Genomic DNA, 20757 nt, shown 5'->3' on the forward strand with positions numbered 1-20757 from the left:
CGACGCCGGCTCAGGCCGTGCGCGCCACTTCCCGACGGACGCAGTTGCGGCCATCGGCCTTGGCCTCGTACATCGCTAGGTCCGCGCGGGCCAGCGCGGCATCAATGGACTCCTCGGGCATCCAGCAAGCCACACCAACGCTGGCAGTCATGCGCACCACCCGGTCGCCACTGCGAATGCACAGCGCCTCGACCTCGGCCCGCAAGGCATGGGCACGCCTTTCTGCCCGTTCCAGCGGCAACCCCGGTAGCAGCACCGCAAATTCTTCCCCTCCCAGCCGGGCCAGGGTTTCGCCGGGCTTGAGGGCGTCTCCGAGCACCCGAGCGACACGCCGCAGTACCTCGTCGCCCACGGCATGGCCGTACTGATCGTTCACGCGCTTGAAGAAATCCAGGTCCAGCAGCACCACCGACAGGGGTTCGTCCGCCAACCGGCTCCGATGCCTTGCCGCCTCGGCCGCGTCGAAGAAGCCACGGCGGTTGCTGACGCCGGTCAGGGGATCGGCGGTGGACATGCGCATCAGGCGATCGATCGCCGTGAACTGCCAGCGCCGCAGGACATCCTCGCGATGGGCAATCGCCAGCAGGGCCAGCAGCACACCGGAGACGAACAGCCCCGCCAGTTCGGCTTCGGCCCCGGTGCCCGCATCGGTCTTGCCGTATGCCACCACCCAGACAGCGAGCAGCAGGATCCCGGTCAACGCCCACCGCCATCGACCCGTATTGGGCAGCAACAGCACGAACACCAGGCCGATGAAAGCAAACTGGCTGATGTCCAGCACCGGGTTGGCGTGTTCCAGCCCGTAGACGAAGGTCAGCGCCACCGTGAGGATCGTGACCCCGACCCCGGTACCGGGCGCCACGTTCATCAGCCGCTCCGGCCGCCGCCAGACCATCACCGCTGCGGTCACCAGCAGCCCGGCAAACACCGCCCGCAACGCCAGTGCAGCCCCCAGCCCTTCGTCCTCGAGGCGGGTCAGGTCCAGGGGCACCAGCGCCGCCAGCATGACGAGGATCAACGCCAGAACCACCAGGAAGGTCCGACGCATCGCACGCGAGCGTTCACTGCGAAAGCGCGCTTCCAGTTCCTCATCCGCAAAGCCGCCCGTCCAGCGCGACGGCCGCGGCAACGACACGGGAAGACTGCCATGCAGCGTGTGGCGCGGGTGGTCCGTCACCGGCTCCCCCTGTAAACGGATATCGAACGGGCGAGGATCCCACGCCTGCGGCTTGCGCGCCAGAGGGACACGACGGTGTGTGACGCACGGATACCTCAGGCGCGTGCGGCCTCGCGGGGGAGCAGGGCAGAAATCATCCAGGCGGCCAGAATGAACAGAGTGGAAGCAATGAGCGCGCCTTCGAGGCCCCAGATCATGAAGATGGCCCCGGAGGCGACGGTGCCGACCAGACGCCCACCGGCATTGGCCATGTAGTAGAAGCCGACCTTCATCGCGACCCGATCGGCCTCGGCGTAGTCGAGGATCAGGAACGAGTGCACGGCGGAGTTGATGGCGAACACCACACCGAACACGCCCAGCCCGACCATCAGCACCCACGCCGGGTCCGGGCCGGCCTCCAGGCCGATCACGATGGCGAGCGGCAGCAGCATCAGAACGAACGCCCACAGGCGCGCGGTCAGCCCGGTTGGATGCAGCCCGCCGCGCCCCAGCAGGTACGGCACCGAGGCCTGCACGATGCCATAGCCGATCACCCACAGCGCCAGAAACGCCCCTACCTGCATGTGGTTCCAGTCCAGAGTCGCGCTCAGGAACACCGGCAACGCGACCACGAACCAGACATCACGCGCCCCAAACAGAAAAAAGCGCGCGGCCGAGAGGACGTTGATCGCGCTGGAGTTGGAGAACATCCGGGTGAACTTCGGCTTGCCGCCGACCTTGCCAAGGCCACGCGGCAGCCCGACCACCGAGAACAGCATCACCACGGCGAGCATCCCGGCGAGGATCACCAGCGCCAGCTGGAACCCGACCGAGTACAGCAGCGCACCACCGACGAAGAATCCGACCCCCTTCAGCGCGTTCTTGGAGCCGGTGAGCAGCGCGACCCAGCGAAACAAACGCCCTTCGCCGTCGCCGGCGACCAGCTTCACGCCGGATTTCGCACTCATCTTGTTCAGGTCCTTGGCGATCCCCGACAGGGCCTGCGCGAACATCACGTAGGCCACGCCCAGCCACGCCTCCGGCACCGTGAGCATCAGCAGCGCGGCGACCTGCAACAGCGTCCCGCCGATCATCGTGGTGTTCACCCCCAGCCGCGCGGCCAGCCAGCCACCGGTGAGGTTGGTAATCACTCCGAACAGTTCGTAGAACAGGAACAGGAAGGCGATCTCCAGCGGGCTGTAACCCAGCTGGTGGAAGAACAGCACGACCAGCATGCGGATCGCGCCGTCGGTGATGGTGAACGCCCAGTAGTTCGCGGTGATGCGCGCGTAGGCGCCCACGCCGAGTACCGGCGAAGCGTCAGGATCGGGACCCGGGAAACACTGATTCATGCACACGCTCGCGCTCGAGTCGCTTTTGCGTGCGAACAAGGCGCGGGGACCGCCGTGCAGTCATTCTGCACAAGGGAGCCGCAACGCCGTGCGCGCACAAAACCGGCCGAGCCCCTTCGGCGTTGGCACCCCGGGTTCCCCGATCCTGCGTTGCGGCCCTTGCCGGTAGAACCACTACCCGCTGCGCAGCGCGCCTTGTCTGCGAAAACCCGGGGTGCCAACGCGAGCGTGTACATGAATCAGTATTTCCCTGGGGGCCGCCTTGCTCATCGCGGCGGGGAGTGTAGGGAAAAAGCATGAACGCCGCATTACGCCACGGCGGGGCAACACGCACCCCGCCGTGGCCGTCGACTCATGCTCAGAAATCGCCGGTTTTTCCGGCCTCGACGATGCTGTAGATCGTGTCCCTCACCTCGCGGGCGGTTTCTTCCAGATCCTCGGGCAGGTCCGTGGCATGCAGCATCATGTCCATGTTGGTGGTCACGATCCAGCCCTGGCCCTCGTCATCCTCCACCACTGCGATACGACACGGCAGGAAGCTGGCGAAGATGATGTCGTGCTGCACCATTTCGTTGGCGATCAGGGCATCACAGAACGCGAGGATGCGCATGTAGTTGCCCTCGCCGCCCATGGCCGTCACCTGTTCGGACAGTGGCAGATCCGCCACTTCCTGGAAGTTGCGCATGTTGGCCCGCAACTGCATCATCTCGACGGCTTCCTCGACGCTCACACCGTCCTCGATCCGAAAAACCTCGGCACTGTCCTGAACCAGCTGCTGAAGCGTTTCACGATCGAGTTCCGGTTCCTGCGCGTCGTCCGGCGCCGAGGCCATCAGGACCGGAGCCCAGCCCAGCAGCAGCACAAACAGAATCCAGCGTTGCATATTTCACCTCCCTCCGTTGCGCGACCTCCGGCCGCTTCTCCGAGAGGTTAGACCACTCAACGGAACAAAGGCGCCAAACAACAAAAAAACCCCGCATCGCTCGCGCGACACGGGGTTTGCGGTGAACACCCCCGGGACCGTCACATGACGGACATTCAGGCGCTGGCCGCGGCCATCACCGCATCCGGGATGCGCGGGGCCTCGTTGCCCAGACGCCGGCCGGCGGCGTTCAGCACAGCCTGCAGGGTCGCGGCCGTGGTGTCCTCGCCCAGGGCCACGCCCACCGAGCGCTCGCCGTCCACCGAGACATCCACCGCGGCCATCGCGCGCGCCTCGGTCCCGGCCTCCACCGCGTGTTCGTCGAAGTGGCTGACGCGCACCTCCACGCCGCGGCTGGCGTGCAGTGCCTCGGCCAGCGCCTCCACCGCGCCGTGGCCGGCCCCGTTCAGGCGGGTCTCCTGTCCGGGCGGGCCCACGGTGGCATCCAGGCGCACCACCGGGCCCTCCTTTTCGATCTCGTAGCGGACCAGATCCCAGCCCGGGACCGGTGCCAGGTAGTGCTTCTCGAACAGCTCGTGGATGCGCTGCGAAGTGACCTCCTCGCCGGAGGCCTCGGCGTCCTGCTGCACGATACGGGCAAACTCGACCGCCAGCCAGCGCGGCAGCTCGATGCCGTAGTCGCGCTCCAGCACGTGGGTTACCCCGCCCTTGCCGGACTGCGAGTTGATGCGCACCACCTCTTCGTAACGCCGTCCCAGGTCGCCCGGGTCGATCGGCAGGTAGGGCACGTTCCAGTGGCCGCCGTTCTCGCGGTAGTGCGCCAGGCCCTTGCGGATCGCGTCCTGATGGCTGCCGGAGAACGCGGTGTAGACCAGCTCGCCCGCCCACGGATGGCGCGGATGGATCGGCATGTCGGTGCACTCCTTGTACACCTCCATCAACCGCTCCATGTCGGACAGGTCGATGGTCGGGTCGATGCCCTGCGAATACAGGTTCATGCCGACGGTGACCAGGTCCATGTTGCCGGTGCGCTCGCCATTGCCGAACAGCGTGCCCTCCAGGCGGTCGGCCCCGGCCAGCAGGCCCAGTTCGGCCGCCGCCACGCCGGTACCGCGGTCGTTGTGCGTATGCAGCGACACGCAGATGTGTTCGCGGTGCTGCACGTGGTCGCAGAACCACTCGACCTGGTCGGCGAACACGTTGGGCGTCGCCGATTCCACCGTGGCCGGCAGATTGATGACCACCTTCTGGCCCTGATCCGGGCGCCAGATCGTATTGACCGCGTCAACCACCTCGACGGCGTAGTCCAGCTCGGTGGTGGAGAAACTCTCCGGCGAATACTGGAAGATCCACTCGGTCTGCGGGTACTGCGCCGCGTAGTCGCGCACCCAGCGCGCGCCGTTCTCGGCGATGCCGCGGATGCCGTCGCGGTCCATGCGGAACACCTGCTCGCGCTGCGCCGGGTTGGTAGAGTTGTACACATGCACCACCGCGCGCGGCACGCCCTCCAGGGCCTCGAAGGTGCGGGCGATCAGATCCTCGCGCGCCTGCGTCAGCACCTGCACGTACACGCCCTCGGGGATGCGCTGTTCGTCCACCAGCCGGCGGGTAAAGTCGAAGTCGATCTGCGAGGCGGCCGGAAAGCCGATCTCGATCTCCTTGAGCCCGATGTCCACCAGCACCTCGAAGAAGCGCATCTTCTGCTCCACGCTCATCGGGTGCACCAGCGCCTGGTTGCCGTCACGCAGATCCACCGCGCAGAACCGCGGGGCCTCCGTCGTGCGGCTTGCCGGCCAGCGCCGGTCCGCCTTGTCGATCGGCGGGAAGGGGGCGTACTTGGTGTGATCGAAACTCATGACGATCGCTCTCCTGAATGCGAATGCTGCGGCTTTCCTGTTGAGACAACAGAATAACGCAGAGTTCGCCGCAGGGAATTGCGAATTAGCGGTCCGACGACCCTTTTGCGACACAACATTGCGCAGCTTGATTCATAAGCGCAATATCTATCCCATGGATATCGAACCGTACCGTCTCGATCGCTACGACCGCCGGATCCTCGAGATCCTGCAGGAAGACGCGGGCCTCTCCAATCAGGCCCTGGCCGAGCGCGTCGGGCTGAGCCCCTCGCCCTGCCTGCGCCGGGTGCGTGCACTGGAGAACGCGGGGATCATCGTGCAGCGGGTCGCGCTGCTGGACCGGCGTCGCCTGGGCCTGGAGCTGACCGCGCTGATCCATATCGGCATGGACCGGCACACCCCGGAACGCTTCGCCCATTTCGAGGAGACGGTGGCCACCTACCCCGAGGTCCAGCGCTGCTACCTGATCACCGGCCAGGCGGCCGATTACATGCTGCAGGTGGTGGTCCCCGACATGGATGCCTATCAGGAATTCCTGCTGCGCCGGATCACCCGGCTGGAGGGGGTGGACAGCGTGCATTCCAGCTTCGTGCTGCGCCGGGTGCTCGACCGCACGGCACTGCCGCTGGATTACTCGCCGGGCTGAGCCGGAAGCTCCGGATGCGCGTCGCCGGCGTCCTCGGCACGCGCAGACAAAGCCCCTCCGGCATCCGCGAACCGGTGCCCCTGACGCAGGCAGTAACGCAGCCACTTGTTGAGGAAACGGTTGTGGCGCCAGCGACAACCCAGCCCGGGCTGGCCGGCAAGGGTATCGATCATGCGGTCCTCGCCGGTGCGCCGGCAGTAACGCCCCAGCACCTCGGCCTGACGCGCGTCATGGAACATCCGCAGCCGCAGATCGGGCTGCTCGCGCACGTGGCCGTCGCCTTCGCCGAAGCGATAGGTCAGGCGCAGGGTCAGGGTGTAGCGCGTACGTTCCAGCACCTCCAGGTGCAGATCCAGCGCCCCGTTCACCCTCGAGACCCGCGCCGCACCCGCCGCTGGCGGTTCGGGGCAAAGCCGGCGCAGCTGCAGGTAGTTGTCCTCGTAGAGCTCCATCAGCGCGGCGAAGGTGACCGGGCGCGGCTGCAGGTACGCGGGCGTGCGGGTGTCGAGCAACATGGGGCCGGAGTCTATCAGGCCGGGACACCCCCTTCCGACCACCGCATTCGGCGTGGGACGATCCGCAACGCGGCAGCAGACACCCGCCGGGCTTTCTGATAATTTCGGCTGCAAAAAAAGGAAGTCACCTTCATGGACATCAGCGTCGTAACCACCCACCCGTTCGAGGACCAGAAGCCCGGGACCTCCGGCCTGCGCAAGCGGGTCGCGCGTTTTCGTCAGCCGCATTATCTGGAGAATTTCGTCCAGTCGGTCTTCGACAGCCAGCCCTCGCTGGAAGGTGCCGAGCTGGTGCTGGGCGGGGACGGGCGCTTCCACAACCGCGAGGCGATCCAGACCATCCTGCGCATGGCCGCCGCCAACGGCGTCGGCCGGGTGGTGGTCGGGCGTGGCGGGCTGCTCTCCACGCCGGCGGCCAGTCACCTGATCCGCAGCCGTGGCGCGGCCGGGGCCCTGATCCTGTCCGCCTCGCACAATCCTGGCGGGCCGGAGGGCGACTTCGGCATCAAGTTCAACACCGCCGCCGGCGGCCCGGCCCCGCCCTCGGTCACCGACGCCATCCACGCCCGCAGCCAGGCCATCACCCACTACCGCATCCTCAAGGAAGCGGTGCACGTGGACCTCGATCACCTGCACGCGACCACCCTGAACGGCATGGACGTGGAAGTGATCGACCCGGTCGCCGCCTACGCCGACCTGATGGACGAACTGTTCGATTTCCACGCGATCCGTGAACTGCTGGCCGGCGACTTCCGCCTGCGTTTCGACGCCATGCACGCGGTGACCGGCCCGTATGCCGAGGCCCTGCTGGTGGACCGCCTCGGGGCCGCCCCAGAGAGCATCCTGCGCGCCGAGCCGCTTGGCGATTTCGGCGGCGGTCATCCGGACCCCAACCTGACCCATGCGCGGCTGCTGCGCGAGGCGATGTTCGGACGCGACGCCCCGGATTTCGGTGCTGCCTCCGACGGTGATGGCGACCGCAACATGATCCTCGGACGGCATTTCTTCGTCACGCCGTCCGACAGCCTCGCGGTGATGGCGGCCAATGCCCACCATATCCCGGCCTTTGCCGATGGCCTGCGCGGGGTCGCCCGCAGCATGCCGACCAGCCAGGCGGTGGACACCGTCGCCGAGGCCCTCGAAATCCCCTGCTACGAGACGCCCACGGGCTGGAAATTCTTCGGCAACCTGCTGGACGACGGGCGCATCCGCCTGTGCGGCGAGGAGAGCTTCGGCACCAGTTCCGATCACGTGCGCGAGAAGGACGGCCTTTGGGCTGTGCTCTTCTGGCTCAACCTGCTGGCCGTACGCCGGCAGTCGGTGGAGACCATCGTGCGTGAACACTGGGAGCGCTTCGGCCGACACTACTACACCCGGCACGATTACGAAGGGATCCGCAGCGAACATGCAGAAGCGGTGATGGAACGCGTGCGTGACCGACTGGCCACCCTGCCCGGGCAGTCGCTCGCCGGACAGACGATCCGCACCGCCGACGACTTCGCCTACACCGACCCGGTGGACGGATCGGTGGCCGAAGGTCAGGGCCTGCGAGTGCTGTTCGAGAGCGGCGCGCGCATCGTGTTTCGACTGTCGGGCACTGGCACCGAGGGGGCGACCCTGCGGCTGTACATCGAGCAGCACGAGACCGCTCCGGACCGCCTTGCCCTGGACGCGCAGGAGGTACTGCGCCCGCTGATCGAGGCCGCCAGCGAACTGGGCAACATCCCGGCGCTGACCGGCCGTGAGGGTCCCGACGTAATCACCTGATCCATGGCTTGATCCATGGATTAACCCGACCCGCCAGACCCGTCAGGGGGCGAGCTGCAGGGTCATCGCCCCCTCGTCCACCTCCACCGACTCGATCCCCGCCTGCAGGCCCCGGAACGGCTCGAGGGCCAGCAGATCCTCGTCCTTCAGACCGCCCAGCCAGGCATCCGGCAGCGGGATCCCGGCCACGCTGACCCCGACCAGACGCGCGCGCACGCCCTCGTCCTCGCTGGTCTCGAAATACACCCCGGAATTGACGTTCAGGGTGCGTCCGCCCAGCAGCGGCACGTCGGCGGGGACATCCACCCGCACCCGGGTGCTGACCTGCCCCGGGGTCAGTCGCACCGAAACGCGGTCAGCCAGGTCCGGATCTCGCGCGATCAGCGCGTTGAGTTCGCGTTCGGAGAACGCGATCCGGCGCGCGGCGGCGTCTTCCTCGTAGAGTTCGGGGATCAGCGGCTCGGCGTCCGGGTCGTCCAGCTCCACGATCGCCCCGCCGTGCTCGGCATCCGGACGCGGCACGGCCGGCTCACGCGTGCGCTCCAGGGCCTGCAGCTTGTCGTCCAGCGCCTGCTGCTCCTCGACATCCAGCTCCACGGACTTCGGCTCGCCCGACTGCAGCTGCACCCAGCCCCAGAATCCGGCCCAGATGATCGCCAGGCCGAGCAGGATCAGCAGGTAGCGCGGCGGGCGCCCGGTGGAGCCGGCCACACCCTTGCCGGTGGAATCGCGTTGGGCCATGTCAGGGGTCTCGGTGTAGGTCCGCCGGCATCGTCGCCGCCGGGTCGCGGCGCGTCAAATGAAATCGAACAGCGACAGCCGGCTGGTCTCGGTGTAGGTCTGCTGTGCCGCCTGCAACGCGACCTGCTGCTGGTTGAAGCGGCTGATGGCCTCGGCATAGTCGAGATCGCGGATCTCCGAGACCGCGGTCTCCAGATCCAGCAGACGATCGTCGTTGAGCTCGGTCTGGTCGTCCATGGTCTTCAGCCGCGAGCCCACGTCGGCCCGGACCTCGTTGAAGTTTTCCAGCGCCGCATCCATGTCGGCCAGGGCCGTATTGGTGGCGGTGGCCAGGTTGGCCCGGTTCTCCCGCGTACCGGTGCCGTCCTCCAGCGCGGCGATGATGTCATCCAGGGTGGAGAAGATGTCCTTGTTTTCGGCCGGACGCGACACCACCTCGTCACCATCGACCGGATCCCCACTGATCGTCACCGAGCGGCCGGCGAATTCGATGGATTCGCCCGGGACAAAGGTCTCATTTGCCGGAAGGTCAGGTGGATCATCCGGACCTTCCTCGAATTCCACCGTGTACGTCACACCCTCATCGTTCTCGGCGAAGCTGATGATGTAGTCGTTGCGGTCCAGCTCGCGAACGTCGTACACCTCGGCCTTGTCGATCACCAGCGAGCTGCCGTCTCCGAGTCCATTTTCGCCACCAATTTCGGCGGTGACCCGGCCGTCATTCTCCGGGATGTTCATGAACACGTCCGCGCCGGTGTCGCCGATCGGCACCGAGCGGGTCGGCGAGATCTCGACCTCACGCACGCTGCCGGTGCCCTCGGCACCCTCGTAACGCACCTCCCCCGCACCGTCCTGCTTGAACGGCTGCTCCAGCGAATTGGTCCCGGCGAAGATGTACTCGCCGTTGGGATCGCGGGTATTGGCGATCTCGAACAGCTCGTCGCGCAGCTGGCGCAGCTCGTTCGCCTGGTAGCGCCGTGTCTCGTCGGTCTGGCTGTCGTTGTTGCCGGCCACCACCAGTTCGCGCGCCCGCTGCAGGGCATCGGTGCCCGACTGCAGCAGCGACTCCTGCTGTTTCAGGCGCGGCTGCGCGTTGTCGATGTTGCGCTGGTACTGCTCGGTAGCCTTGATGATGCGCTCGAACTGGTTGGTCTGGGTCGCGCCGCTGGGGTCATCGGAGGGCCTGAGGATCCGCTCGCCGGAGCCCAGCTGCAGCGACGTGCGGTTGAGCTCCGACTGGTTGCGCTGGATCTGGTCGATCCCGGTCTGGAAGATCTGTGTGGTCGATATGCGCATGGTGTCATCCCCGGATGCCGCGGCATCCCGTCAACTGCTGTAAACCGCCGGTCGGACGCGGGCCCATCAGCCGCGCACCGCGCCCAGCAGACTGTCGAACAGGCTGTTGCCGATCTGGATCACCTGTGCCGAGGCCTGATAGGCCTGCTGATAGCGCAGCAGATCCGCCGCTTCCTCGTCCAGGTTCACGCCGGAGACCGCCTCGCGCTGCTCGCGCGCCTGATCCAGCTGGGCGCTGGCCGATTCCTCGGCCACCTGCGCCTGACGGGTCTGCGTGCCGACGCTCGCGATCAGGCTGTTGTAGGCATCGCCGAAGTTGCGCCGCCCCTCAACCTGATCGGCCTCGGCAAGCGCGTTCATCGCCTTCATGTTGCGGTTGTCGCCTTCGCGATTCTCGTTGGTGAAGACCTGGAAGCTATCGCCGTCATCGGGCATGCCGCGGATCTCCACAACCCACTCGACGCCTTCTTCAGCCCATTCGTTATCCTCATCCTTCGGGACGAGAATGTAGCTGTCCCCGTCACGTTTAACGCCCAGTTCGACGGTATCGTCATCGCCCAGAGGAACACCGTCCTCGTCGTCGTCATCCGGGTCCAGCTTGAACACACCATCCTCACCCTCCTCATCATTGACGAAGGTGATTTCCAGACCGTCTACATCCGCATCAAACGCCGAGCCGCCGGGGTCGATGGCCTCGATGCGGCTGACATCGGACGAGCCTGAGTTGTCTTCCCCCGTTTGGGCCCGCAGGGCTGCCGCCGCGGCAAGCTCGTCACCGTCCTGCATCTGCACTTCGATCTGGCTGGCGCCGGTGCGCGTGGGCTGGATCAGCCACTCCCCCGTGATGCCATCCCCGCCTTCGAGCTCGCCGACGTCGATGACCACGCCGTCCACACGAATCTCGTCGTTATCGTCGTCGATCTCGTAATCATCTTGATCAACCACCCGATTGTCCGGCAGCCGACGCACCTCGTATTCTCCGTTGTCGTCGCGCCGCAAGCGGTAGTCATTGGTGGTCAGAGCCCCGGCGTCCTCGATGCTCACCTCGGGATTGCTCTCCGGCTTCGGATCCCCGACGCCCCACACCCGCGGCTCGCCCAGCGAGAAGATCGCCTCGCCCTGCTCGCCGTTGAGATCCAGCCCCAGCTGGTTCTGCCGGTTGAAGCTGTCACCCAGCGAATGCGCGATCTGGCCGAGCGTGTTCTGCGCCTCGTCGATCAGGCCGCCACGCGTCTCCAGCAGTGCACCCAGCTCGCCACCCTGGATGAACCGCGAGATGCTGGCGGTGCCTTCGCCGCTGGGCACGCCAATATCCAGCTGGTCGGGGTCCCCCGACAGCGGCTCGGCGCGCAGCTCGCGCGCATCCCCGCCGAGCACCAGCGACTGGCCATTGCCAACAAACACGTTCAGCGCGCCGTCGTCCTGCTCCACGGTGCGCACGTCCACCTTTTCCGCCAGCTGGTTGATCAGGCGGTCGCGCTGGTCGAGCAGATCGTTGGGTGATCCCTGGGTGGAACCGGAGACGATGGCACGGTTCACGTCGGCCACCGACTCGGCAAGGTCGTTGACCTCCTGCACCCCGGTCTTGATCTGGTTATTGACGATGTCGCGCTGCTCCTGCAGGCGGCTGTCGATGGAACCCAGGCGTTCCACCAGCGATTCCGCCTCGGTGCGGAACACCTCGCGTGCGGAACTGGAGGTCGGATCGCTGCTGACGTCCTGGGCCGCGGCGAAATAGCTCTCCAGCACTGGCTGCAGCCCCGAGGATTCGTCCGCGAGCAGATCGTCGATGCGGTTGGCGATCTGCACCCGGGTCTCGGCAGCGGAGGCGGCGGTGGTCGCGTCGGTGAGCTGCCGGTTCACGAATTCATCGGAGATGCGCCGAATGTTGTCGACCTGCACCCCCTGGCCCTGGAAGTTGCCCCCCAGGAACTGCGGCGGGCGGTTGGCCAGCGAGGTCTCCTGGCGCGAATACCCCTCGGTGGAGGCATTGGCGATGTTGTTGCTGGTGGTGCCGATGGCCCGCTGGTAGGCCAGCAGACCCGACGTCCCGATATTGAGGGAGCTCATGACGCCATCCTCCGTGACCCGCGGGGTTCACTGATCAATCTGTCACCGTTACGCATGTTCTACCCCTCGGCCGGGTTATCGGCGGGGCCCGCCGAAACTTGAGCATGGGCGGGTTCGCGCACCTGCGTGACCCGCTCGCGCAGGTCCAGGATCTTGTCCGCGTATTCCGGGTCGGTCGCATACCCCGCCGCCTGCAGCTCACGCACGTAGGTGGCGTCATCGCCGGCCTGCAGCGCCTTTTCGTAACGCGGGTTACTGCGGATGAAATCAACGTAATCGGCGAACGACCGTTCCGGACCGTCGTAGGCACGGAAGCGGGCCTGCTCGCGCCGGGCCACGCCGTCACGGAATTCCAGCGTCCCAACCGACACCGCATCCCCGTCCCAGGAGCGGTCGGCCTTGATGCCGAACAGGTTGAAGCTGGGGTCACCGTCCCCCCGACTCGGCATGTGCTGGCCCCAGCCGGTCTCCAGCGCACTCTGCGCCAGCAATACCGATGGGTCGACGCCCAGCTCCTCCGCGGCCTCCTCCGCCAGCGGCCCCAGGCGGTCCACGAATTCCTCCGGGCTGCGCGGTGGCCAGTCGCCGGCGGGGATCGGCCGCGCCGCGGGCTCCGGACGGTCGGCCCCGGAAGCCGGCGGGGCAGCGGCCGGCGCCTCGATCGGCGTTTCGGCGGGGGCCTCGGCGGGATCGACCTGCGTGCTGGCGTCGTCATCGACGCCGCGGCGCGGCGGGAGCGAATCGTTACGCCGCGGTGCCTCCAGGCTGTCCAGCCGTTCGGGGTCGTGCAGCACCTCGGGATCGGTGGGCGCGTTCTGTTCGAGCTCGCGCATGATCACCTCGCGCAGGCCCAGACCGTCGCCCTGGCTGGCCGAACGCGCGACCTCCTGGTCGAACATCTCCTGATACATCTCGGTCTGTTCGTTCTCGAAGATCCCGTCGCCGAGCGAAGCCTCGCGCATCTGCTTGAGCATCTGACCGACCAGCATGGCCTCGAACTCGCGGGCAACCGACTCCATGCCCTCGCGGCTGCCATCCTGCGCGGCCCGCGTGAGATCGTGCAGGCCCGAGGGATCGGACGCCATCGCCTGGCTGGCCTGCATCCGGCCCTGGTCGCTGGGTCCGATCATCAGATCACCACCAGCTCCGCCCGCAGCGAGCCCGCCTCGCGCAGGGCCTGCAGTATGGCCACCAGGTCGCTGGGGGCCGCGCCCACGTTGTTCACCGCGCGCACGATCTCGTCCAGCGAGGTCCCCGCGTCGAACAGGAACATCGGGTTGTTCTCCTCCTCGATCACGATGTCGGTCTCCGGCTGGATCACGGTCTCGCCCGGCGCCAGCGGTAGCGGCTGCACCACCTCCGGGGCCTCGGTGATCGTCACGGTCAGACTGCCGTGCGAGACCGCTGCCGGCGACACCTGGACGTTGGATCCGATCACCACGGTGCCGGTACGCGAGTTGACGATCACCCTCGCCGGGGCCTCGCCGCGCTCCACCGGCAGGTTTTCCAGTTCGGCGACGAAGCTGACCCGCTGGCTGGGATCAGTGGGAGCCCGCACGGTGACCGACGTACCGTCCTCGGCACGCGCGGTCCCGGCACCGAAGGTCTCGTTGACCGCCTCGGTCAGGCGCGTGGCCGTGGTGAAGTCCGGACGATTGAGGTTGAGGGTCACGGTGTCCCCTTCGGCGAACGCGGTGGGGACCTCGCGCTCCACCGTGGCTCCGTTGGGGATCCGCCCGACGCTGGGCACGTTAACGGTAATGCTGGAGCCGTCGGCACCCTCGGCGTCGAAGCCGCCGACGATCAGGTTGCCCTGGGCGATGCCGTAGGTCTCGCCATCGGCCCCCTTCAGCGGGGTCATCAGCAGGGTACCGCCGCGCAGGGAGTCGGCATTACCCATCGACGACACGGTGACGTCGATATCCTGCCCGGGCCGGGCGAACGGCGGCAGGTCGGCGGTGACCATCACCGCCGCGGTGTTCTGCAGCTGGGGATTGGCCGCTTCATCCGGGCTCAGACCGAGCTGGGTGAGCATGTTGTTGAGACTCTGCACGGTAAACGGCGTCTGCGTGGTCTGGTCGCCGGTGCCGTCCAGCCCCACCACCAGACCGTACCCGATCAGCTGGTTCTCGCGCACCCCGGACACGCTGGCCAGATCCTTGACCCTTTCCACGATGCCGGAGCCGCCCTGCTGGGCTCCGGCCTGTTGCTGGGCCTGCTGCTGAATCGCGGACTGTGCGGAGACCCCCTGGCCACCGAGGGTGACCAGCAGCCCGGCGGAGAGGGCCGCCACCGCGACCCGCCGCAGCCTCCCGCGCATCGCCTGTCGGATTCCTGCCTGCATGCGTCACCTCGTCCTTATGCTAAAAAGGCCAGATCGGGCTGTTGAAGAACCGGGTGATCCACCCGGGGGTGTTGCTGTCAGCAATGAAGCCGGTCCCGCCATAGGAGATGCGGGCGTCCGCGAGCTGGCCGGAGAGCACCGTGTTGTCGGCGCTCACGTCCTGCGGACGCACGATCCCGCGCACCCGGACGTATTCCTCTCCCTGATTGATGCCCAGCCATTTCTCGCCCTGCACCACCAGGTTGCCGTTGGACAGCACCTCGGCCACGGTGACGGTGATCTCGCCCTCGAGCTGATTGCTCTGGCTGGAATCGCCTCCGCCGTCGAATTCCCGCGAGCTGTTGTTGCTGGCGCCGAACAGGGGACGCCCGGAGCGCGTGGCCTCGCCGCCGAACGCCTCCAGATTGCCGAGATCGAGCTCCGAGTCCTTGGAGGTGCTGGTCGAGGAGGATTTCTGCGCATCCGTACTCTCGGCCAGGATCACGGTGAGCACGTCGCCCACCCGACTCGCGGTGGTGTCGGTGAACAGTCCCTGCGACTGCGAGGCCTGGAAGATGCTGCCGTTGTTCTCCGCCTGCGGGACCGGCTCGGGCGGCGCCACGGCCTGATATTCGGGCGCATCGCCGGGGCGTTCGTCGTGCGGCATGCTGGTGCAGCCGCCCAGCAGCAGAAAGGCCACGGGGACCGCCAGGCGACGAAAGGCGACGGGAATCGCGGCATTCATGGCGTCACCCGATGGTCTGGTTGATGAACTGCAGGGCCTGGTCGGCACTGGAGATGGCCTTGGAGTTGACCTCGTAGGCCCGCTGGGTCTCGATCATGTTCACCAGCTCCTCGGCAATGTTCACGTTAGAGGTCTCCAGCGAACCCTGGATCACCGTGCCCACGCCGTTGAGCCCGGGATTGGCCTGCTGCGCCACTCCGGAGGCCGCGGTCTCCTTGAAGATGTTCTCGCCCACCGCCTCGAGGCCGGCGGGGTTCACGAAGTCCGCCAGCTGGATCTGGCCCAGATCCACCGGTTCGGCCTGACCGGTGATGCGCGCACTGACCGTTCCGTCCTTGCCGATCTCGATCGACTCGGCGTCATCCGGGACGAACAGACCCGGCTGCAGCGGATAGCCGTTCGACATCACCACCTGGCCATCGGAATTGACCTGGAAGCTGCCGTCGCGGGTATAGCCGATGTCGCCATTGGGCATCAGCACCTGGAAGAAGCCGTCGCCCTCGATGGCGACGTCCAGCGAGTTCTCGGTCTGCTGCAGGTTGCCCTGCTCGAACAGCTTCTCGGTGCTGACCGTGCGCACCCCGGTCCCGATCTGCAGCCCCGAGGGAAGCTGCTGGTCCTGAGTGGCCTGGGCGCCGGGCTGGCGCACGGTCTGGTAGATCAGGTCCTCGAACACCGCCCGGTCCTTCTTGAAGCCGGTGGTGCTCGAATTGGCCAGGTTGTTGGCCACGGTCGACATGCGCGTGTCCTGCGCGTCGAGTCCCGTCTTGGCGATCCACAGTGCCTGGTTCATGGCGTTTCTCCTGTCAGTCGCGGCGACTCCGGGGGGACCCCGGGTCAGCCGATGCCGAGCAGCCGGTTGCTGCTCTGTTCCAGCGTGTTGGCGGTGTCCATCATCTTGACCTGCGTCTCGTAGGTCCGGGACAGCTCGATCATCCGGGTCAGCGCCTCCACGGTGTTCACGTTGCTGCTCTCCAGCGAGCCGGAGACCAGCGTCACGTCGGCGTCCGCCGGCGCCTCGCCGCCGTCCGCCATGCGGAAGAGGCCGTCATCCCCGCGCTCGAGGTCCTCCACGTCCGGGTTGACCAGGCGGATGCGTTCGACTGCCGCCAGCGCATCGGCCGGCGCCCCCTGCGGGCGCACGCTAATGGTACCGTCGGTGCCGATCTCGACCTTCTCCGATGGCGGGATCGCGATCGGGCCGCCGTCCCCCATCACCTGCATGCCGTCGGCGGTGCGCAACAGTCCGAAGCCGTCCACCTGCAGATTGCCGGCGCGGGTATAGCCTTCCTGACCGTCCGGGCCCTGCACCGCGATGAAGCCATCGCCGTTGATCGCCACGTCGAGATCGCGCCCGGTGCTGCGCAGCGTGCCCTTGGAGAAGTCCGCCGCCTCGGTCCCCACCTGCACGTAGTCGCGGGTGTCGTACACCGGTCCGCGCACCGGCACGGTGTCTGCCGTTGCCAGCGCCTGACGGAAGCCATCGGTATTGGCGTTCGCCAGGTTGTGGTTGTTGACGGACTGGGCGTGCTCGGTTTCCCGGGCCCCGGACATCGCGATGTAGAGAAAACGGTCCATGGTTCGGCCTCCCGCAGGATCCTCCGGTTACCGCCCTAGCGGATATTGATGATGGTCTGGGTCACGGTGTCGGCCGTGGAGATGGTCTGGGAATTGGCCTGGAAGTTGCGCTGGGCCGTGATCAGGTTCACCAGCTCCTGCGCAATATCCACATTGGAGGCCTCCAGGGCCCCGGCCTGGATCTGCCCGGTCCCGCCCGCACCCGGCGCGTTCACCGTGGGTCCGCCGGAGGCGAAGGTCTCCGCCCAGTTGTTGTTGCCCAGCTGCTCAAGGCCCTGCGGGTTGTCGAAGTTGGCCAGCACCACCTGTCCCAGCACGTCCGACTGCCCGTTGCTGAACCGCGCGAACACCACGCCCTCGCTGTCGATATCGATATCGGTCAGCGTGCCCGGCGCAAACCCGTCCTGATTGAGGTCGGTCACCCCGAAATCCGAGCCGTACTGGGTCGAACCGGCGAAATCGATGGTGATCTCATGGCCTTCTTCGAAGATCTCGTGGTCCGCGTCGAACTCGATGGTCAGCCCGGTATCATCGATATCCAGTTCGCCGTTGGCATCAAACACCAGCTCCTTGGGTTCCTCATTGACAACCTCACCATTGATCGCGACGTTGGCGTCCCACTCGTTGTTGTCGGTCTTGGTGAAAAAGATCTCCGCGTCCTGCGCCTCGCCCTGTCCGTTAAACACGGTCAGTGAAGTCGAAAAGTTGTAGCTTTCCGGATCGTCGATCTCGAATGCGTCATCGATCACCGGCGCATCGGACTGCAGATTCAGCCGGGCCTCGATATCGGACGTCACCTGAGGCGCCCCCTCACCGGTCTGTAGCTGCAGATTGCCGGGAGTACCGCCCAGATCCGCGGGATCGGTATCACCGTCCTCGGCGATATACCCCTGCAGGTTCTGGCCCTGGCTGTTCACCAGGAAGCCCTCGCGATCCACCTGAAACTCGCCGGCGCGCGAGTAGAGCGTGTTGCCGCCGTCATTGAGCTGGAAGAACCCCTCCCCGTCGATCGCCAGATCCAGACCGTTCTCGGTGAACTCGGTCTGCCCCTGGGTGAACTGCTGGGTCACCGCCAGCAGGCGCGACCCGGCACCGGTGGCGGTCTGCGCGGTCCCGCCGAAGGACTGTGCATAGACGTCCCCGAATTCGGCACGCGATTGCTTGAACCCGGTGGTCCCCGAGTTGGAGATGTTGTTGCCGGTCACGTCCAGGTCGGCCTGGGCCGAGTTCAGTCCGCTCAATCCGATGTTGAAGGGCATGTTCCGTTCCTCCGTCAGGTTTTTCGTCGAACGTCAGCCGGAGATCCGGCGTACGTCGGAAAAGTCGATCTCGCCCACACCCTGCACATTCAGTGCCAGGCCATTCTTGCCGCCGCCCATGGAGACGCTGTCCACGCGCTGGTTGAGAAAGGTCTCCAGCGACTCGGTGGACTCGCCACTGCGCGCGGTGGCCCGCACCTCGTAGACCCCGGGCGGTGCGTGCTGGCCGTTGTCGGTCAGGCCGTCCCACTGGAAGTCCTGCAGCCCGGCGCCCATCGCGCCGAGATTCATGCTGCGCACGCGTTCGCCGGCCCCGTTCAGGATCTCGAGTTCCACCGACTCGGCCGAGGCCCCCAGCTCGAACGCGCCGCTCATGCCGCCCTCGGGCCCCAGCTGGCCGAACTCCACCGGCACCAGCACGTCCTTGCCAACGAGGTTGGCGCCCTGCACCGCCTGGTTCTGGCCCATCGACTGGGCAAAGCCCTCGAAGGACTCGTTCAGCTGCTGGATGCCGGTCACGCTGGAGAACTGCGCCATCTGCGCGATGAAGTCCCCGTTTTCCATCGGCTCGAACGGGTCCTGGTTCTGCAGCTGGGTGGTCATCAGCTTGAGGAAGTCCTCCTGCCCCAGCTCATCATTCGGCCCCTCGGTGGCCTGGCGATCGCGCTGGGCCTGGCGGTCGGTACGAATCCCTGCCCCTTCCAGCATGTCGGGAGTCAGTCCGTTCATCTGCGTTCTCCTAGCCCTGTCCGCCCATCTGTAGCGTGCGTTGCATCAGCTGGCGGGTGGTGTCCATGACTTCGACGTTGGCTTCGTAATTGCGCGACGCCGACATCATGTTGGCCATCTCCTCCACCACGCTGACCGCGGGCCGAAAGATGTAGCCTTCTTCGTTCGCCTTCGGATGGTTCGGCTCGTAGTGCATGTGCGGCTCGGCATCCGACTCCTCGATGCCCGCCACCTGCACCGGCGTCGCCGTCCCGTCGCGGTTGGCCTGGTCCATCACCGCCTGAAACAGCACGTGTTTTCCGCGATAGGCCTCCTCGGCACTGCCGGCCGCCGTGTTGGCGTTGGCCAGATTCGAGGACACCGTATTCAGCCGCGCCGACTGCGCCGTCAGCGCCGAGGCCGAGGTATTGAAAAGGTTGAACAGATCACTCACGGCAATGGCCTCCCGTCAGGTTCAGCGATCGCCCCGGAAGGCATCGCGAATGCCGGAAACCCGGCGGTTAAGGAATTCGAGACTGCTCTGGTACTTGACCGAGTTCTCCGCGAAGGCCGCGCGTTCCATCTGCGGGTCGACGGTGTTGCCATCCAGCGCCGGCTGCGACGGCACGCGGTATTTCATCTCCGCCCCGCCGGCGCCGCCCGCGCCACCGCTGCCATCCTGATGGCCGGCCGACGTCTGGCTCATGGCCAGCTGCCCGCCACCGCCACCGGCGGCCGCCTCCAGCTGACTGCGAAAATCCAGATCCCGTGCCTTGTAGCCGGGGGTATCCGCATTGGCGATGTTCGAGCTCAGCACCTCCATGCGCTGCGCGCGCAGATCGACCGACTGCGGCAGGATCCCGAGGGCGTTCTCCAGCGATATGCTCATCCGGTGTCGTCCGGCCCGCGCATGGCGGGCATTGGTTGCCTGAACGCAGAGATGCAATCGCCGTGCCACGCATGGGCGGCAGGACCGGGGGAGAGAGAAGAAAGAAATCGCCGGCCCCGTTACAGGCCCGGCGCGGGCGGGCTTCAGCCCTTCAGACGCAGTACCGAACCGTACTCGGTCCGCACGGTTTCGTAGGCCTTGCTGTAGGGCCCGACCGTCTCGGAAGCGCCAAGAAACAGATACCCGCCGGGGTTCAGCTGCTTCGCGATACCGTCAAGGACCTGACGCTTGGTCTCGGCCGAGAAATAGATCAGGACGTTGCGGCAGAACACGATGTCGAACTTGCCCAGCGCCGCGTAGCTGTCGACCAGGTTGAGCTTCTGGAAACGGCAGCGACGCTGCACCTCGGGGATGATCTTGTGCCCCTCGGGCACGGTCTGGAAGAAGCGCGCGCGGCGCGACTCACTGAGCCCGCGCACGATGCTCAAGCCGTCGTAGACGCCCTTGCGCGCGTCTTCCAGCACGCCCTCGGAGAGATCCGTGCCGAGGATGCTGACGGGAACCACCCGCCGCGGGCGCGAGGCCTCCCATTCCGAGACCACCATGGAGATGCTGTAGGGCTCCTGGCCGCTGGAACAGCCGGCCGACCAGACCTTGATCGACGAACGGCTGGCGGCGAGCTCCGGGAGGATCACGTGGCGCAGAATCTCGAACGGAAAACCATCGCGAAACCAGGAGGTTTCGTTGGTGGTCATCGCGTCGATCACGCGCGTGCGCAGCTTCGGGCTGGGAGCCTTGCGCAACGCATGCAGCAGCTCCGGCACGTCCTTGAAGCCGAATTCGTCCAGCAGTCTCGAGAGCCGGCTGGACACCAGATACTGCCGGCTGTCGCCCAGCACCAGGCCGCAGCACTCCGACAGGAATCGGGCGAATTCTTCGTAGTCGCGGGAATCGATCACGCGCGGGACTCCAC

Annotated in this window: 20 protein-coding genes; 2 read left to right on the forward strand and 18 right to left on the reverse strand. The window is 66.5% G+C overall.

The features are described 5' to 3' along the window. Positions 1 to 10 precede the first annotated feature (10 nt). The 4 genes from D571_RS0107545 to D571_RS0107560 form a co-directional block, all read right to left on the reverse strand. The gene (locus D571_RS0107545; protein ID WP_018936073.1) at positions 11 to 1177 is read right to left on the reverse strand and encodes a GGDEF domain-containing protein; all 1167 of its coding nucleotides are present in this window, start codon (positions 1175 to 1177) and stop codon (positions 11 to 13) included. Between the two features lie 95 nt (positions 1178 to 1272). Next, complete coding sequence (gene arsJ / locus D571_RS0107550) at positions 1273 to 2508, reverse strand: organoarsenical effux MFS transporter ArsJ (RefSeq protein WP_018936074.1); 1236 nt, start codon at positions 2506 to 2508, stop codon at positions 1273 to 1275. Positions 2509 to 2866: 358 nt separating this feature from the next. Then, positions 2867 to 3391 carry a DUF302 domain-containing protein gene (locus D571_RS0107555; protein ID WP_018936075.1) on the reverse strand — a complete coding sequence of 175 codons (525 nt, stop codon included), beginning with the start codon at positions 3389 to 3391 and terminating at the stop codon, positions 2867 to 2869. A 155-nt stretch (positions 3392 to 3546) separates the two neighbouring features. Next, positions 3547 to 5247 (reverse strand): 2-isopropylmalate synthase, encoded by a 1701-nt coding sequence (locus tag D571_RS0107560; protein WP_018936076.1) that lies wholly within the window; start codon positions 5245 to 5247, stop codon positions 3547 to 3549. A 154-nt stretch (positions 5248 to 5401) separates the two neighbouring features. On the opposite strand from D571_RS0107560, the gene D571_RS0107565 reads away from it, so the two are divergent. Then, entirely contained in the window at positions 5402 to 5893 is a 492-nt protein-coding gene (locus tag D571_RS0107565; RefSeq protein ID WP_018936077.1) for an Lrp/AsnC family transcriptional regulator, read from the forward strand. On the opposite strand, the gene D571_RS0107570 is transcribed toward D571_RS0107565, so the two are convergent. Next, positions 5878 to 6408 (reverse strand): DUF1249 domain-containing protein, encoded by a 531-nt coding sequence (locus D571_RS0107570; RefSeq protein WP_018936078.1) that lies wholly within the window; start codon positions 6406 to 6408, stop codon positions 5878 to 5880. The two genes, D571_RS0107565 and D571_RS0107570, sit on opposite strands and share 16 nt — an antisense overlap. A gap of 132 nt (positions 6409 to 6540) precedes the next feature. Here D571_RS0107570 and D571_RS0107575 point away from each other — a divergent pair, with 132 nt between their 5' ends. Continuing rightward, a complete protein-coding gene (locus D571_RS0107575) occupies positions 6541 to 8175 on the forward strand; it encodes an alpha-D-glucose phosphate-specific phosphoglucomutase (protein WP_018936079.1) in 1635 nt (544 codons plus the stop codon). A 42-nt stretch (positions 8176 to 8217) separates the two neighbouring features. Here D571_RS0107575 and D571_RS0107580 read toward each other — a convergent pair whose 3' ends face one another. The 13 genes from D571_RS0107580 to D571_RS0107640 all read right to left on the reverse strand — a co-directional run bounded on the left by D571_RS0107580 (position 8218) and on the right by D571_RS0107640 (position 20743). Then, complete coding sequence (locus D571_RS0107580) at positions 8218 to 8916, reverse strand: hypothetical protein (protein WP_018936080.1); 699 nt, start codon at positions 8914 to 8916, stop codon at positions 8218 to 8220. Positions 8917 to 8970: 54 nt separating this feature from the next. Beyond that, a complete protein-coding gene (gene flgL / locus D571_RS0107585; RefSeq protein WP_018936081.1) occupies positions 8971 to 10212 on the reverse strand; it encodes a flagellar hook-associated protein FlgL in 1242 nt (413 codons plus the stop codon). A gap of 66 nt (positions 10213 to 10278) precedes the next feature. Further along, positions 10279 to 12282: a flagellar hook-associated protein FlgK gene (gene flgK / locus D571_RS0107590; protein WP_018936082.1), complete on the reverse strand. Its 2004-nt coding sequence runs from the start codon at positions 12280 to 12282 to the stop codon at positions 10279 to 10281. 59 nt (positions 12283 to 12341) lie between these two features. After that, on the reverse strand, positions 12342 to 13412 hold the full coding sequence (gene flgJ / locus D571_RS0107595; protein ID WP_018936083.1) for a flagellar assembly peptidoglycan hydrolase FlgJ: 1071 nt from the start codon (positions 13410 to 13412) through the stop codon (positions 12342 to 12344). Next, on the reverse strand, positions 13412 to 14626 hold the full coding sequence (locus tag D571_RS0107600) for a flagellar basal body P-ring protein FlgI (RefSeq protein ID WP_026287692.1): 1215 nt from the start codon (positions 14624 to 14626) through the stop codon (positions 13412 to 13414). The genes flgJ and D571_RS0107600 overlap by 1 nt, the downstream gene beginning before the upstream one ends. Before the next feature lie 19 nt (positions 14627 to 14645). After that, positions 14646 to 15350, reverse strand: coding sequence for a flagellar basal body L-ring protein FlgH (gene flgH, locus D571_RS0107605; RefSeq protein WP_018936085.1), 705 nt, complete (start codon positions 15348 to 15350; stop codon positions 14646 to 14648). Positions 15351 to 15354: 4 nt separating this feature from the next. Beyond that, the gene (gene flgG, locus D571_RS0107610) at positions 15355 to 16143 is read right to left on the reverse strand and encodes a flagellar basal-body rod protein FlgG (protein ID WP_018936086.1); all 789 of its coding nucleotides are present in this window, start codon (positions 16141 to 16143) and stop codon (positions 15355 to 15357) included. A gap of 44 nt (positions 16144 to 16187) precedes the next feature. Then, positions 16188 to 16928, reverse strand: a complete 741-nt coding sequence (flgF, locus tag D571_RS0107615; protein WP_018936087.1) for a flagellar basal-body rod protein FlgF — start codon at positions 16926 to 16928, stop codon at positions 16188 to 16190. A gap of 35 nt (positions 16929 to 16963) precedes the next feature. Then, positions 16964 to 18187 carry a flagellar hook protein FlgE gene (gene flgE / locus D571_RS0107620; RefSeq protein ID WP_018936088.1) on the reverse strand — a complete coding sequence of 408 codons (1224 nt, stop codon included), beginning with the start codon at positions 18185 to 18187 and terminating at the stop codon, positions 16964 to 16966. A gap of 33 nt (positions 18188 to 18220) precedes the next feature. Next, a complete protein-coding gene (locus tag D571_RS0107625) occupies positions 18221 to 18916 on the reverse strand; it encodes a flagellar hook assembly protein FlgD (RefSeq protein WP_018936089.1) in 696 nt (231 codons plus the stop codon). A gap of 10 nt (positions 18917 to 18926) precedes the next feature. Next, positions 18927 to 19349 carry a flagellar basal body rod protein FlgC gene (gene flgC / locus D571_RS0107630; protein ID WP_018871222.1) on the reverse strand — a complete coding sequence of 141 codons (423 nt, stop codon included), beginning with the start codon at positions 19347 to 19349 and terminating at the stop codon, positions 18927 to 18929. 21 nt (positions 19350 to 19370) lie between these two features. Next, positions 19371 to 19784 (reverse strand): flagellar basal body rod protein FlgB, encoded by a 414-nt coding sequence (flgB, locus tag D571_RS0107635; RefSeq protein WP_018936090.1) that lies wholly within the window; start codon positions 19782 to 19784, stop codon positions 19371 to 19373. Positions 19785 to 19927: 143 nt separating this feature from the next. Further along, positions 19928 to 20743 (reverse strand): protein-glutamate O-methyltransferase CheR, encoded by an 816-nt coding sequence (locus D571_RS0107640; protein WP_018936091.1) that lies wholly within the window; start codon positions 20741 to 20743, stop codon positions 19928 to 19930. Positions 20744 to 20757: the final 14 nt, after the last annotated feature.

It is taken from the genome of Thioalkalivibrio sp. ALJ24 (genome assembly GCF_000377785.1).
Classification (GTDB): domain Bacteria; phylum Pseudomonadota; class Gammaproteobacteria; order Ectothiorhodospirales; family Ectothiorhodospiraceae; genus Thioalkalivibrio.

Coding starts and splice junctions, on each gene's coding strand:
- arsJ (WP_018936074.1), bottom strand. CDS start 2,508: ATGAATCAGTGTTTCCCGGGTCCCGATCCTGACGCTTCGCCGGTACTC.
- D571_RS0107555 (WP_018936075.1), bottom strand. CDS start 3,391: ATGCAACGCTGGATTCTGTTTGTGCTGCTGCTGGGCTGGGCTCCGGTC.
- D571_RS0107560 (WP_018936076.1), bottom strand. CDS start 5,247: ATGAGTTTCGATCACACCAAGTACGCCCCCTTCCCGCCGATCGACAAG.
- D571_RS0107565 (WP_018936077.1), top strand. CDS start 5,402: ATGGATATCGAACCGTACCGTCTCGATCGCTACGACCGCCGGATCCTC.
- D571_RS0107570 (WP_018936078.1), bottom strand. CDS start 6,408: ATGTTGCTCGACACCCGCACGCCCGCGTACCTGCAGCCGCGCCCGGTC.
- D571_RS0107575 (WP_018936079.1), top strand. CDS start 6,541: ATGGACATCAGCGTCGTAACCACCCACCCGTTCGAGGACCAGAAGCCC.
- D571_RS0107580 (WP_018936080.1), bottom strand. CDS start 8,916: ATGGCCCAACGCGATTCCACCGGCAAGGGTGTGGCCGGCTCCACCGGG.
- flgL (WP_018936081.1), bottom strand. CDS start 10,212: ATGCGCATATCGACCACACAGATCTTCCAGACCGGGATCGACCAGATC.
- flgK (WP_018936082.1), bottom strand. CDS start 12,282: ATGAGCTCCCTCAATATCGGGACGTCGGGTCTGCTGGCCTACCAGCGG.
- flgJ (WP_018936083.1), bottom strand. CDS start 13,412: ATGATCGGACCCAGCGACCAGGGCCGGATGCAGGCCAGCCAGGCGATG.
- D571_RS0107600 (WP_026287692.1), bottom strand. CDS start 14,626: ATGCAGGCAGGAATCCGACAGGCGATGCGCGGGAGGCTGCGGCGGGTC.
- flgH (WP_018936085.1), bottom strand. CDS start 15,350: ATGAATGCCGCGATTCCCGTCGCCTTTCGTCGCCTGGCGGTCCCCGTG.
- flgG (WP_018936086.1), bottom strand. CDS start 16,143: ATGAACCAGGCACTGTGGATCGCCAAGACGGGACTCGACGCGCAGGAC.
- flgF (WP_018936087.1), bottom strand. CDS start 16,928: ATGGACCGTTTTCTCTACATCGCGATGTCCGGGGCCCGGGAAACCGAG.
- flgE (WP_018936088.1), bottom strand. CDS start 18,187: ATGCCCTTCAACATCGGATTGAGCGGACTGAACTCGGCCCAGGCCGAC.
- D571_RS0107625 (WP_018936089.1), bottom strand. CDS start 18,916: ATGAACGGACTGACTCCCGACATGCTGGAAGGGGCAGGGATTCGTACC.
- flgB (WP_018936090.1), bottom strand. CDS start 19,784: ATGAGCATATCGCTGGAGAACGCCCTCGGGATCCTGCCGCAGTCGGTC.